The organism is Streptomyces sp. NPDC005722 (genome assembly GCF_040630935.1).
In the GTDB taxonomy this organism is placed as follows: Bacteria; Actinomycetota; Actinomycetes; order Streptomycetales; family Streptomycetaceae; genus Actinacidiphila.
Genome location: NZ_JBEXYN010000002.1, coordinates 422,107 through 434,996, shown reverse-complemented (window position 1 = coordinate 434,996; position 12,890 = coordinate 422,107). Strand labels below are relative to the sequence as shown.

General features: G+C 74.2%; 9 protein-coding genes and 1 pseudogene. 6 read left to right on the top strand and 4 right to left on the bottom strand.

Translation table 11 applies throughout. From position 1 onward, the window contains the following. Positions 1 to 131 precede the first annotated feature (131 nt). The 3 genes from ABZ479_RS04055 to ABZ479_RS04045 form a co-directional block, all read right to left on the bottom strand. A complete protein-coding gene (locus ABZ479_RS04055) occupies positions 132 to 2,249 on the bottom strand; it encodes a bifunctional polysaccharide deacetylase/glycosyltransferase family 2 protein (RefSeq protein WP_500459727.1) in 2,118 nt (705 codons plus the stop codon). Beyond that, positions 2,246 to 2,890: a hypothetical protein gene (locus tag ABZ479_RS04050; RefSeq protein WP_500459726.1), complete on the bottom strand. Its 645-nt coding sequence runs from the start codon at positions 2,888 to 2,890 to the stop codon at positions 2,246 to 2,248. The genes ABZ479_RS04055 and ABZ479_RS04050 overlap by 4 nt, the downstream gene beginning before the upstream one ends. Before the next feature lie 170 nt (positions 2,891 to 3,060). After that, positions 3,061 to 3,837, bottom strand: coding sequence for an SDR family oxidoreductase (locus ABZ479_RS04045; protein ID WP_500459725.1), 777 nt, complete (start codon positions 3,835 to 3,837; stop codon positions 3,061 to 3,063). Positions 3,838 to 3,871: 34 nt separating this feature from the next. Here ABZ479_RS04045 and ABZ479_RS04040 point away from each other — a divergent pair, with 34 nt between their 5' ends. Both ABZ479_RS04040 and ABZ479_RS04035 read left to right on the top strand, forming a co-directional pair. Next, positions 3,872 to 4,186 (top strand): 4a-hydroxytetrahydrobiopterin dehydratase, encoded by a 315-nt coding sequence (locus tag ABZ479_RS04040; RefSeq protein ID WP_500459724.1) that lies wholly within the window; start codon positions 3,872 to 3,874, stop codon positions 4,184 to 4,186. A gap of 981 nt (positions 4,187 to 5,167) precedes the next feature. Then, on the top strand, positions 5,168 to 6,814 hold the full coding sequence (locus tag ABZ479_RS04035) for an alkaline phosphatase D family protein (protein WP_500459723.1): 1,647 nt from the start codon (positions 5,168 to 5,170) through the stop codon (positions 6,812 to 6,814). Positions 6,815 to 6,819: 5 nt separating this feature from the next. Here ABZ479_RS04035 and ABZ479_RS04030 read toward each other — a convergent pair whose 3' ends face one another. Then, complete coding sequence (locus ABZ479_RS04030) at positions 6,820 to 7,830, bottom strand: Gfo/Idh/MocA family protein (protein WP_500459722.1); 1,011 nt, start codon at positions 7,828 to 7,830, stop codon at positions 6,820 to 6,822. 81 nt (positions 7,831 to 7,911) lie between these two features. Here ABZ479_RS04030 and ABZ479_RS04025 point away from each other — a divergent pair, with 81 nt between their 5' ends. The 4 genes and pseudogenes from ABZ479_RS04025 to ABZ479_RS04010 all read left to right on the top strand — a co-directional run bounded on the left by ABZ479_RS04025 (position 7,912) and on the right by ABZ479_RS04010 (position 12,888). Further along, a complete protein-coding gene (locus tag ABZ479_RS04025) occupies positions 7,912 to 9,204 on the top strand; it encodes a multidrug effflux MFS transporter (protein ID WP_500459721.1) in 1,293 nt (430 codons plus the stop codon). Positions 9,205 to 9,242: 38 nt separating this feature from the next. Beyond that, complete coding sequence (locus tag ABZ479_RS04020) at positions 9,243 to 9,440, top strand: hypothetical protein (RefSeq protein WP_499598406.1); 198 nt, start codon at positions 9,243 to 9,245, stop codon at positions 9,438 to 9,440. Beyond that, positions 9,406 to 10,488 (top strand): annotated as a pseudogene (locus ABZ479_RS04015) (serine hydrolase domain-containing protein); the annotation flags it as partial. The gene ABZ479_RS04020 and the pseudogene ABZ479_RS04015, both read left to right, overlap by 35 nt. Before the next feature lie 252 nt (positions 10,489 to 10,740). Then, positions 10,741 to 12,888 (top strand): SpoIIE family protein phosphatase, encoded by a 2,148-nt coding sequence (locus tag ABZ479_RS04010; protein WP_500459720.1) that lies wholly within the window; start codon positions 10,741 to 10,743, stop codon positions 12,886 to 12,888. Positions 12,889 to 12,890 lie beyond the last annotated feature (2 nt).

Below are 12,890 nucleotides of genomic sequence, written 5' to 3'. Positions count from 1 at the left end.
CCTCCGGCGCGATCGCGCTGTTCGTGTGGCTGGCGATCTGCTTCTCGCAGCTGCGCATGCGGAAGGGGGCCGCGGGGGCTTCCGCCTCGCGTGCGTCGGCCATGGGGCAACTCCTCCGGGGATAAGGGTGTTCAGGCGCGGCCGGCGGTGCCGCTGCCGACGGTGGGCGCGCCGACCTCGCCGGTGCGGCGCAGCTTGTGCCAGCCCAGCCGGCCGCCGTTGACGGCCGTCACGCAGGACTGCAGCAGCACCAGGTACATCAACTGCCGGTACAGCACCTGCTGGAGCGGCAGCGGCCACAGGTCCCGCAGCGGCTCGCCGTCCAGCCGGAAGGCGTACGCCGCGCACGCGGCCTGCACAGCGAGCACGCCCGCCCACGCGAGCGCGGTGCGAAACGGGTCCATGAACACCAGCCCGTAGATCGCGAACACGTCGATGAGCGGCGCCAGCAGCGGTGCGAGCACCTGGAAGAGGACGACCAGCGGCAGCCCGACCCGGCCGAAGCGCCCGGAGTGCCCGCGGTCCAGGACGGCACCCCGGTGCTTCCACATCGCCTGCATGGTGCCGTAGCTCCAGCGGTACCGCTGCTTCCACAACTGCCGCACCGAGGACGGCGCCTCGGTCCAGGCGCGGGCCCGCTCCGCGTACACCACGTGCCAGCCCGCCCGGTGCATCGCCATCGTGACGTCGGTGTCCTCGGCGAGGGTCTCGTCGCTCATGCCGCCGACGTCGCGCAGCGCGTCCCGCCGGAAGGCGCCGCACGCGCCGGGGATGGTGGGCATGCAGCGCAGCAGGTCGTACATGCGGCGGTCGAGGTTGAAGCCCATCACGTACTCGATGTGCTGCCAACGGCCGATCATCCGGGTGCGGTTGCCGACCTTGGCGTTGCCGGCGACCGCGCCGACCCGCGGGTCGCCGAAGGGCTGCACCAGTTCGCGGACGGTGGCGGGCTCGAAGACGGTGTCGCCGTCCATCATCACGATCAGGTCGTTCCGGGCGTGCGCCACACCGTTGTTGAGGGCCGCGGGCTTGCCGCTGTTGGGCTGCCGAACGACGGTGACGCCCGGCAGGTCCAGGGCCTCCACGATGTCGGCGGTGCCGTCGGTCGAGCCGTCGTCGACGACCACGATCTCCACCGGGTGGTCGCTCGCGGCGAGGGACTGCACGGTGTGGGTGATGCACTCCTTCTCGTTGTACGCGGGCACGATGACGCTCACCGGCTCGGTGACCTGCGGTCCCCAGGTGAAGCCCGGTGCCCGGCGCTGCCGGGAGTGCCGGCGGGCCAGCACCAGCATGGCGGCGAACCGGGCCAGCACCAGCAGGCCCACCCCGGCGAGCAGGACGGCGAGCGCCGGGACCGCCGCCTCGGAGAGCTCCACCGCGGCGACGAAGATCCGCCCCTTCCACAGCTCCGAGCCGCCGACCTTGTTGTTGGTGGACGTGGCGCCGACCGCCCCGCCCACCGTGTCGAAGCGGTAGCCGCGCTCCTTGAGCTGCGGGATCAGCCGGTCCAGCGCCGCCACGGTCTGCGAACGGTCGCCGCCGGCGTCGTGCAGGAGCACGATCGCGCCCCGGCCCGGCTCGTCCGGCACGGAGGCGTCCACGATGGCCTGCACGCCGGGCCGCCGCCAGTCCTCGGCGTCGCGGTCGATGAAGGCGGTCACGTAACCCTGCCTGCCGACCCGCTGGACGACGGGCCAGGACAGGTCGTCCAGCGCGTCGGCGGTGGAGGAGTAGGGCGGCCGGAACAGGGAGGTGTGGATGCCGGCGGCCCCCGCGAGCGCCAGCTGGGTCTGCGACAGCTCCCGGTCGATCCGCCCCGGCGACTGGTAGACCAGGTCGGGGTGGGAGAAGGTGTGCACGCCGATCTCGTGGCCCTCGGCGACCATCCGCCGGATCAGCCCCGGGTGCCGGGCGGCCATGCCGCCGGTCACGAAGAAGGTGGCCCTTACGTGCTGCCGCGCGAGCACGTCGAGCACCTTCGGCGTCCAGACCGGGTCGGGTCCGTCGTCGAAGGTCAGGGCGACGGTGCGGTCCGGGGTGCGGTACGAGCGGGGCCTGTCACCGGTGGCGTCCACCACCGGGCCGCCCTCCAGCACCGCCTCCGGCACCTTGTCCGTCGCGACCGGCGGGTGGACCCGGTGGTCGGCCTCGAAGTCGCCGCGCACGTAACCGCCGAGCAGCAGGACGCAGACGAGCACCACGAGGGCGAGCAGGGGTATGACGAGGCGGGGGCGCAGGGCGGTCACTGACCGGCCTGCGGCTGCTCGACGGGGGCGTCGGAGGCACCCGGCGCCGGGGACGCGGAACCGCTGGGCAGGCCCGAGGGCGAGCCGGACGGCGCGGGTTCCGACGGGGTCGTGCCGACGGACGGGGACGTGGCGGCCGGGCTGCCCGCGGTCGCCCGCGGGGTGCCGGGGGCGCCGCCGCCCTTGGCCGGGCGCTTGCTCGGGGAGGCGCTGGGGGTGGGGGAGGAGGCGGGGCGGGCCGTACCGGACGGGGACGGCGCGGCGGCCGCCCCCGCCCGGATGAAGCCCGCCGTCGCCGGGGGTACGGCCTGGTCGGCCGGTTCGTCGACTTCCCCCGTCCCCGAGGAGCCCGCGTCGTCCGGCGCTGTGCTCGGCACCCCCGGCAGCGGCAGCAGCGTCTTCGGCGCGATCGGCGTCGCGCCGGAGAGGCTGAGTGCCAGCGCCGCCGTGTAGACGGAGCATGCCGCGGCGATGGCCCAGCCGGCCCTGCGTACCGCGCGGGCCCGTCTCCCGCTGGAATCGACGAACACGGGGCCGGGCAGCGCTATCAGCTCGGTCTCCGGCTCGGGGGTCCCGGCCTCGGACCCGGCTTCTTCTGCGGGCGGTTCTGACCATACGTCGCGGTGGTGCTTGGAGAGCATGCCGCAACGTAACGCGACGCAAGCAGTCCTATGGGACGTATTTCGGACTTGACCATTTCCGGGGGTTAAGTGGTCGAATCCGGCCGCGGGTGGCTGTGGCCCGGACCCCGGGCCCGAGGTGTCCGCGGTGGTGTTCCCGGCGGCGTCCCGGCGTGTCCTCGGCCGCGTCCTCAGCCGCGGCCGATGTACGGCATCGTCGTCGCCATCACCGTCGCGAACTGCACGTTCGCCTCCAGCGGCAGTGAGGCCATGTGCGCGACGGTACGGGCCACGTCGGTGACGTCCATCAGCGGCTCGGTCGTCAGCCGCCCGTCCGCCTGCAGCGTCCCGGCGGCCATCCGCTCCGTCATCTCCGTGGCCGCGTTGCCGATGTCGATCTGGCCGCAGGCGATCCGGTACGGACGGCCGTCCAGCGACAGGGACTTCGTCAGCCCGGTGACGGCGTGCTTGGTCGCCGTGTACGGCACGCTCAGCGGCCGCGGCGTGTGCGCGGAGATCGACCCGTTGTTGATGATCCGCCCGCCCTGCGGCCGCTGCGCCCGCATCGCGCGGAAGGCGGCCTGCGCGCACAGGAACGCCCCGGTGAGGTTGACGTCGACGACGGCACGCCACTGCTCGTACGTCACCTCGTCCAGGGACACGGCGGGCGCGCCCGTCCCCGCGTTGTTGAACAGCAGGTCGACGCGGCCGAAGCGGGCGCCGACGGCGGCGAACAGCGCGTCCACCGCGTCCGGGCGGGTGACGTCCGTCGGGATGACCGCCACCGTCGCCTCCGGCAGCCCGCCGGCGGTGGCGTGCAGCGCCTCCTCCCGCCGGCCGGCCAGCGCCACGGCCCATCCCGAGGCCACCAGTTCGCGCGCGACCGCCCGGCCGATGCCGGACCCGGCCCCGGTGACCACCGCGACCCGGAGCGCCGCACCCGTCCCATTTCCCGCGATCTCAGTCATGGCTCCGCAGGGTATGCGGTGCCACGATGAAACCATGTCACCCTACGCCGAGCCCCTGTCGCACAAGGAGATCGAGGACCGCCTCGCCGAGCTGCCCGGCTGGGCCCTCTCGGAGGACGGCGCGAGCCTGCAGCGCACGTACCGGCTGCCGCACATCCCCGCGGCGGTCCTCGTGATGCACATCGCGCAGATCCAGGACGAGCTGAACCACCACAGCGACCTGACGCTGGGTTACCAGACGGTCGCCGTCACCATCACCACGCACGCGGCGGGCGGCCGGCTCACGGAACGGGACTTCGGCCTGGCCCGCCGCATCGAGGACATCGCCCCGGCCCACGGGGCCGCGTAGCCCCGCGGCCGATGTGGCGGGGTGTGCGCCGGCCGGCGGTTGGTGTGCGGCTGACGCCGGTGGGGCGAGGGCCCGTCGTGTCGCGGGGTCCGTTGTGGATGATTCCGCCCGTGCTCACGGGTGCGGTGAGTCTTGTCGGTGTGGGGCCGCGGGCCGCTGGGGGTCCGCCGTAGCAGGCTTCGCCCGGTTGTCCGGCCCATCTCGTCGAGGGCGTCGCCCCGGCCCACGGGGCCGCGTAGCGGTACGGCTGACGCCGGTGATGTGGGGGTGCCGTTCCGGCGGCTCCGCCCGCCTTCCGCAGGTGCGGTGAGGGTGTCGGTGGGGTCTCGGGCCGCTGAGTCGCCCGCCGCCCGGTCCGTCGCAGCAGGCTTCGCCCGGCCGTCCGGCCCGTCCCGTCGAGCCCGCCGGCGTGGCGGGGCGGGGGCGGTAGGCGTGCGTACGCGGGTCGCGGGGTGCCTCGCCGGTACGAGGTCAAGGAGTTTGTGGCTCCCCTTCGCCGCCCCCGGCCCTTGGGCCCGTTCGGAGCAGCCGCCCCGATGTTCCGCACCGCCCCGCAGTCGTGACGCATCGTCACCCCCCGCCACCGGCGCCGCACCGACGGGCGTCCGGCTGCCCCGCACCCGTACGGGCCCACGTACCCACCGATATGACGTCTCGTCATGTCAGTCCCCCTGGGGCGTGACCGGCGGAGTCCGGTGTCACCGGTCAGGGTGATCTTGGCGGCGGGCGCCCCGCCCGGTGCGGTGCGCGGGGGCTCCCCGGACGGGTGGCTTCGCGTCGCGGGGGTGCGCGGGCGCGGTTAGGGTGGCCGTTCCGGGTCGCGGAAGTGACGCGGCGTCAATAGCGAGGCGGCGGCGCCGTGGGCCGAACGGGGGGTTCCGGGAACCGGTGCGCGCGTCGAGGCAGTGTCGTGTACGCGTCAACATAGGCTCCCCCCGGCCACGCGACCGGGGCCACGAACCCACCGTCGGGGAGGGACACGTGACGCACCCACAGGCCCACGGCCGCCACGACCGCACGCTGCGCGCCGCCGCCGCCCTCTTCGACCGTCGCCGCTTCCTGACCGTCACGGGGGCCGCCGCGGCCCTCGCGTTCAGCACGAACCTGCCCGTCGCCGGTGCCGCGCAGGCGGCCGAGGCGGTGCCCGGGGCGATCACCGAGGACCCGTTCACCCTGGGCGTCGCCTCGGGGGACCCCACGCCCTCGGGGGTCGTGCTGTGGACCCGGCTCGCGCCGCGCCCGTACGAGCCGGCACCGGCCAACGGGATGCCCGACGCCCGGGTGCCCGTCCAGTGGGAGATCGCCCGGGACGAGAGGTTCGCCGGTGTCGTCAGCCGCGGCACCGCCACGGCGCACCCGGAGTTCAACCACACCGTGCACGTCGACGTCCGGGGCCTCGCGCCGGACCGGGTGTACTACTACCGCTTCCGCACCGGCCCCTGGACCAGCCCCCCGGGCCGGACCCGCACCGCCCCCGCGCCGGGCTCGCTCCCGTACGAGATGCGGCTGGCCGCGGTGAGCTGCCAGGCGTACCACGACGGCTACTTCACCGCGTTCCGCCACCTCGCGGACGAGGACGTCGACGCCGTCTTCCACCTCGGCGACTACCTCTACGAGTACGCCGTCGGCGCCACCGGCGGCGCCCGCGCCTACACCGACCGGACCCTGCCGCCCTGGTTCGCCAAGGAGACGCTCACGCTGGAGGACTACCGCCTGCGGTACGCCCTCTACAAGTCCGACCCCGACCTCCAGGCCGCGCACGCCGCCTTCCCCTGGTTCGTCACCTGGGACGACCACGAGACCGAGAACAACTACGCGGGCGGTTCCGACGAGAAGGGCGGCCCGGGCGAGGAGTTCCTGGTCCGCCGCGCCGCCGCCTACCGCGCCTACTGGGAGAACCAGCCGCTGCGCCTCCCGCAGCTCCCGCAGGGCCCCGACATGACGCTCTACCGGCGCTTCCACTACGGACGGCTCGCGCAGTTCGACATCCTCGACACCCGCCAGTACCGCAGCGACCAGGCGCACCGGGGCCGCTGGCACCTCCCCGGGCCCGAGTCGCAGGACCCGGCGCGCACCATCATGGGGGCGAGCCAGGAGCGCTGGCTGCTGGACGGCTTCCGCGGCTCGCAGGCCACCTGGAACGTGGTCCCGCAGCAGGTCGTGCTGTCCCGCCGGAAGAGCACCACCGCGGTCGCCTCGCCGCTCAGCATGGACACCTGGGACGGCTACCCGGCCTGCCGGGACCGCGTGCTGGCCGGGGCGGCGGCCGCGGGCGTCGAGAACCTGCTGGTGCTCACCGGGGACGTGCACGTCCACTTCGCGATGGACATCAAGGCGGACTGGGACGACCCCACCTCGCGCACGGTCGGCACGGAGCTGGTCACCAGCTCGATCAGCAGCGGCCGCGACGGCTCCCCGCGCCCGTCCAACTGGTCGGAGCTCATGACCGCCAACCCGCACCTGCGGTTCTACGACGGCCGCCGGGGCTACCTGACCGTCCGGCTGGACGCCGAGGAGGCGCGGGCCGACTTCAAGACCGTCGACTCCGTGACCACCCCGGGCGCCGGCCTGACCACCGCCGCGTCCTTCGTGACCGAGGCCGGGGACCCCGGTCTGCGGGAGACCTGAGGCGCTCAGTCCTCGCCGGGGTAGCGGACGCCGATCCGGTCCCGGACGGTGTCGAGCGTGCGCATGACGGCGAGGCTGCCCTCCAGCGGCACCAGCGGGGACTCGCGCTCGCCCGCGCGCAGGCAGCGCATGACCTCGGCCGCCTCGTGCTGCAGCCCGCGCAGTCCGTCGTCCGGGGCGCCGAACTCCTCCGGCTCGCGGCCCTCGCGGTGCAACACGAAGCGGTCCGGGTGGAAGAAGCTCGCAGGGACCTCGATCCGCCCCTTGGAGCCGGTGACCACCGCGGTCTGGGCGGTGTCCGCGGTGAGGGAGCAGCTGAGCACCGCCATGGCGCCGCTGTCGTAGCCGAGCAGCATGCCGGTGTTGTCGTCCACGCCCTGCTCGGTGAGGTGGGCCCAGGCCTGGACCTCGTCGGGCTCGCCGAGCAGCAGGTGGGCGAAGGAGACGGGGTAGACGCCCAGGTCCAGTAGGGCGCCGCCGCCGAGCGCCGGGTCGAGCAGCCGGTGGCCGGGCTCGAAGGGGCCGCCGAGCCCGAAGTCCGCGTGCACGCTGCGGACCTCGCCGACCGCCCCGTCCGCGACCAGCTCGGTCAGCCGCCGCACCACGGGGTTGCAGTAGGTCCACATCGCCTCCATCAGGAAGCGTCCGTGGGCCCGGGCGAGGTCGGACAGCTCGCGCGCCTCGACCGCGTTGACGGTGAAGGGCTTCTCGCACAGCACCGACCGTCCGGCCCGCAGGCACAGTCCGGCCGCGACGCGGTGCGCCGAGTGCGGGGTGGCGACGTACACCACGTCCACGCCGTCGTCGTCGGCGAGTTCGGTCCAGCTGCCGTACGCGCGCGGGATGCCGAAGCGGTCCGCGAACGCGCGCGCGGATTCGATCCGGCGCGAGCCGACCGCCACGATCTCGGCGTCGTCCTTGAGTTCGCGCAGGTCCTCCGCGAAGGACGCGGCGATGCCGCCGGTGGCGATGATGCCCCAGCGCACTTTCCTACCGGAACCGACCGATTCCGTCATGAATCTGCCCCCACCTGGCCTCGACCACCTCGTGATTGCTGAGAGCATAGAGAACGATTCACACACCACGGAGAGAGACCCATGCCGGAAGCCGGCGCGACCCCGCCCGACCAGATATCCACACCGGGGCCGTCAACCCCGGTACGACGCGCCGGAGAGATCCCAGGAGCCGCCACCAGCCTGATGGTGACGTTCCTCCTCGGCGCACTCAGCGCGCTCCCCGCGCTCTCCATGGACATGTACCTGCCGGCCCTGCCGCAGGTCACCGAGGACCTGCGCAGCCCCGCCGTCACGGTGCAGCTCACGCTCACCGCGTGCCTGCTCGGACTCGCCCTCGGCCAGCTGGTCGTCGGCCCCATGAGCGACCGCTGGGGCCGCCGCCGCCCGCTGCTCGCGGGGATGGTGCTCTACGTCCTGGCCACCGCCGTCTGCGCCTTCGCCGCCACCACGGAACTGCTGATCGGCTTCCGGCTGCTGCAGGGCCTCAGCGGTGCGGCCGGCATCGTGATCGCCCGCGCGATCGTCCGCGACCTCTACGACGGCGTCGCGATGGCCCGCTTCTTCTCCACCCTGATGCTGATCTCCGGGGTCGCGCCGATCGTCGCGCCGCTCATCGGCGGTCAGGTGCTGCGGATCACGGACTGGCGCGGGGTCTTCGTCGTGCTGACCGTGGTGGGGGTGCTCCTCACCCTCGTGGTGTGGCGCTGCCTGCCCGAGACGCTGAGCCCCGCCGACCGGCACGGCGGCGGGTCGGGCTCCACGATGCGGGCGATGCGCGGGCTGCTCGCGGACCGCGCCTTCACCGGCTACATGCTCACCGGCGGCTTCACCTTCGCCGCGCTGTTCGCCTACGTCTCGGCGTCCTCCTTCGTCGTCCAGGAGATCTACGGGGCCTCGCCGCAGACCTACAGCCTGCTGTTCGGCCTCAACTCGGTGGGCCTGGTGGCGCTCGGGCAGGTCAACGGGAAGCTCCTGGTCGGGCGGGTCAGCATGGACCGGGTGACGGGGATCGGGCTCGCGGTGATCACCGTGGCCGCGGCCGTGCTGCTGGCGCTGACCGCGGGGTGGTTCGGTCCGGTGGGGCTGCTGCCGGTCGCCGCGGGGCTCTTCGTGCTGATGGCGGCGATGAGCCTGGTGCTGCCGAACACCAACGCCCTCGCGCTGATGCGCACCCGGCACGCCGCCGGTTCCGCCTCCGCGCTGCTGGGCACGACCTCCTTCCTGGTGGGTGCCGTCGCCTCGCCGCTCGTCGGGATCGCGGGCGAGCACACGGCGGTCCCGATGGCCGTGGTGCAGCTGGGCAGCGCCCTGGCGGCCTGGGTCTGCTTCGCCGGGCTGTGCCGACCGTGGCGGCGTACTGTGGATGCACGGTGAGCCGTGCCGTCATTGCCGCGCCGAGTCAGGAGGCAGCGATGTCCGAGCCGATCGACGAGAGCAGGTGGGCCTGGAAGACTGCGGACAGTTGTCTGCACACCGGGTCCGAACACATGATCGATCCGGAGGACCTGGTCATGGCCTCCGGCCGCGAGCCGACGCCGGCCCTCCTGGAGAAGGCCCGCAAGTTGCTGGAGGAGCATGGCCCCGCAGCTGTCGAGAGGTACCTCCCGTGAGGCGGAGCTGCGCGGCGACGAGCTGAGCCGGCTCGTCACGGAGATCACCCCGTATCTGGAGCCCGTGCCCCCCTCCGCGCACCCCTGGTGCGCGGGGGCCGTGGTGCTCGCGGGCCGCGGCGGGACGGTCGCCCTGCACGAGGCCGTGGGATGGGCGCAGCGGTACGCCGCCTACGACGAGGACGCCGACCGCGGCGTGGAACTGCCCCGCGAGCAGTGGGTGCCGATGCGGCCGGACACCGTCTTCGACCTGGCCTCGCTGACCAAGCTGTGCACGGCCGTCGTCGCGGTGGGCCGGCTGGAACTCGGCCGGGAGGTCGCGGCCTACGTGCCCGAGTTCGCCGCGGCGGGCAAGCAGCGCATCACCGTCCGGCAGCTGCTCGACCACACCTCGGGGCTCCGTCCCGAGCTCCCCTTCCACGACCACGCCGACGCCGAGGCGCGGGCCGAGCTCCTCTGGGGGGAGGCCCCGGTCGCGGCGCCGGGCGCCGAGCGGATCTACTCCGACCTCAACCTGATCGCGCTCCAGCACGTCCTGGAGCGGACCACCGGGGAGGCCCTCGACGCCCTCGCGCGGGAGGACGTCACCGACCCGTTCGGGATGTACGACACCCGCTACAACCCGCCCGCCTCCTGGCTGCCGCGGATCGCCGCCACCGAGGACCAGCGCAGGCCCTGGGCCCGGCTCGACCGCGGCCCGCTCCGCGGGACCGTCCACGACGAGAACGCCCACGTCATGGGCGGGGTCGCCGGTCACGCGGGCCTGTTCTCCACCGCCTGGGACCTCGCCCTGTTCTGCCGCGCGCTGCTGGACCGCGGCGGCCCCTACCCCGGTTTCGAGGTGGACCGGCCCTGGTTCATGGGCGCCCTCGCCGGGCGAGGCGCGGCCGGTCACACCGGGTTCACCGGCACCAGCCTGGTGATCGACCCCGAAACCGACGGCTTCCTGGTGCTGCTCGCCAACTCCGTGCACCCCTGCCGTACGTGGCGCGACGGGAGCGCGCCCCGGGCGGCGGCGGGCACCCGGTTCGCGAGGGCACTCGGCGTGGTGTGAGCCCCCCGGTACGCGCGGGGGGCGCCGGGCCGGGGCGGGTGGCCGGCGGCAGGACGGCGGGGGCGTGCCCGAAAGGTGCCCCATGCGGTTCATCGGGTAGTTTGGCAGCTGACGTGGGGTGGGGATCCGCCCGGCAGCCGCGTCGGCCCGCGGCGGCCCCCACGGCTGGAACGGAGGCGCAGCAGGCGATGGTCCCCGAGGTCAGGACGCCACCGGGCCCGGCATCCGCCGGGGGGCGGTGAGGGCATGCCGCCGGAGCTCGCCGGTCTCGTCGCCGCGGACCCCGGTCCGGCGCTGCTGGACTCACCGCTGAGCCAGGTGGTGCGCGACACGGGCGCCTCCATGGGCCTGGTCTACCTGATGACCCCCGAGCGCGACCTGCTGCGGCTGACCGTGGTCGTCGGCGTCTCCCGCAAGATCGACACCATCTGGGGGCGGGTCGTGCCCAGCGCCTCCAGCCCGGTCGCCGACGCGGTCCGCGAACGGCGCATGGTGCTGCTCGGCGGCCACGAGGACACCGCCCGGTCCTACCCGAGGCTCGCCCTCGTCCTGCCGTACGACTTCCCGCTCGCCGCGGCCCCGATCACCAGCGGCCCCACCGTCTGGGGCGCGCTGTGCCTGGTGTGGCCGGGCGGCCACCCCGGGCGGATCACCCGGCGCGCCCGCGAGGCGTACCGCGGGGCCTGCGACCGCATGGGGCGGCTGCTGCGCAGGGCGGCCGAGGACGGCAGGCCGGTGCTGCCCCCCGGCGAGCCGCGGGTGCTGCCCGCGCTCCGCACCCGCAGCCACGGCCCGGACGAGGCGATGGCCGCGGCCGACCTCGCCGAACGGCTCCCGGAGGGCGCCTTCGCGCTGGACCTGGAGGGCCGGATCACCTTCGTCACCCAGACCGCCGCCGACCTGCTCGGCGCGGAGGTGCCCGACCTCCTGGGCACCGAGCCCTGGGAGTTGCTGCCCTGGCTGGACGACCCGGTCTTCGAGGACCGCTTCCGCGGCGCGATGATCAGCCGCCGGTCCGGCACGGCCACCGCGCTGCGCCCGCCCGACCGGTGGCTCACCTTCGGGCTCTACCCGGACGGCACCGGCGTGAGCGTCCGCGTCACCCCCGCCCCGACGCCCGAGGCCGCGGAGACCGCCGCGGCGCAGCTTCCCGAGGGCCCCACGCCGGACCGGGCCATCGCCCTCTACCACCTGCTGCACATGGCCGCCACGCTCACCGAGGCCGTCGGCGCGCAGGACGTCATCGACCTCGTCGTCGAGCAGATGCTGTCGGTCTTCGGCGTGCAGGCCGTGGCGCTGCTGACCGCCGAGGAGGGACGCATGCGCGTCATCGGGCACCGCGGCTACCACGAGGACTTCATGGAGTCCGTCGACGCCCTGCCGATGGACGCCGACAACCCGGGCGTGCGGATCCTCAAGACCGGCGTCCCGAGCTTCTTCGCCAACGTCGACGAGCTGCTGCGGATCTACCCGGGCACGGTCGTCCGGGACCGCAAGGCCGCCTGGGCGTTCCTGCCCCTGATCACCTCGGGCCGGCCGGTCGGCTCCATGGCCCTCGCCTACGACCGGCCGCACCGCTTCTCCTCGGGCGAGCGCAGCGTCCTCATCTCGATCGCCGGCCTGGTCGCGCAGGCGCTGGACCGGGCGCGGCTCTACGACGTCGAGCACAGCCTCGCCATCAGCCTGCAGGCGCGGCTGCTGCCCCGGGCCCTGCCGGAGGTCCCCGGCCTGGAGGTGGCCGCCCGCTACATGCCGGCCACCCGCGGCATCGACATCGGCGGCGACTTCTACGACGTGATCCGGCTCGACACGACCACCTGCGGGGTGGCGATCGGCGACGTCCAGGGCCACAACGTGAACGCCGCCGCGCTCATGGGGGAGGTCCGCACCGCCGTCCGCGCCACCGCGGGCGCCTCCCCGAGCGAGGTGCTGACCCGTTCCAACCGGCTGCTCGTCGACCTCGACCCCGGCCTGCTCGCCAGCTGCCTGTACGCCCAGCTCGACCTGGAACGGCACACCGCCTGCATCGCGACCGCCGGCCACCCGCCGCCGGTCCTGCGGCACCCGGACGGCACCACCGAGGTGCTGCCGCTGCCGCCCGGCCCGCTGCTGGGCGTGGACCCCGACGCGAGCTACCCGACGACGGAGATCCCGCTGCCACCCGGCGCGGTGCTCGCGCTGTACACCGACGGCCTGGTGGAGACCCCGGGCGTCGACATCGACGTGTCCGCCGCTGACCTCGCCGCACAGCTCGCCCGGGCCGGCCCGGACGCCTCGATGGACGCGCTGGCCGACAGCCTCCTCGGGCACGCCCAGCGGTCCGGCCCGCGCAACGACGACATCGCCCTGCTCCTCACCCATGTGACGGGACGGCCCGCCCGGCCCCCGGAGTGACG

Coding starts and splice junctions, on each gene's coding strand:
- ABZ479_RS04050 (WP_500459726.1), bottom strand. CDS start 2,890: ATGCTCTCCAAGCACCACCGCGACGTATGGTCAGAACCGCCCGCAGAA.
- ABZ479_RS04045 (WP_500459725.1), bottom strand. CDS start 3,837: ATGACTGAGATCGCGGGAAATGGGACGGGTGCGGCGCTCCGGGTCGCG.
- ABZ479_RS04040 (WP_500459724.1), top strand. CDS start 3,872: ATGTCACCCTACGCCGAGCCCCTGTCGCACAAGGAGATCGAGGACCGC.
- ABZ479_RS04030 (WP_500459722.1), bottom strand. CDS start 7,830: ATGACGGAATCGGTCGGTTCCGGTAGGAAAGTGCGCTGGGGCATCATC.
- ABZ479_RS04025 (WP_500459721.1), top strand. CDS start 7,912: ATGCCGGAAGCCGGCGCGACCCCGCCCGACCAGATATCCACACCGGGG.
- ABZ479_RS04020 (WP_499598406.1), top strand. CDS start 9,243: ATGTCCGAGCCGATCGACGAGAGCAGGTGGGCCTGGAAGACTGCGGAC.
- ABZ479_RS04010 (WP_500459720.1), top strand. CDS start 10,741: ATGCCGCCGGAGCTCGCCGGTCTCGTCGCCGCGGACCCCGGTCCGGCG.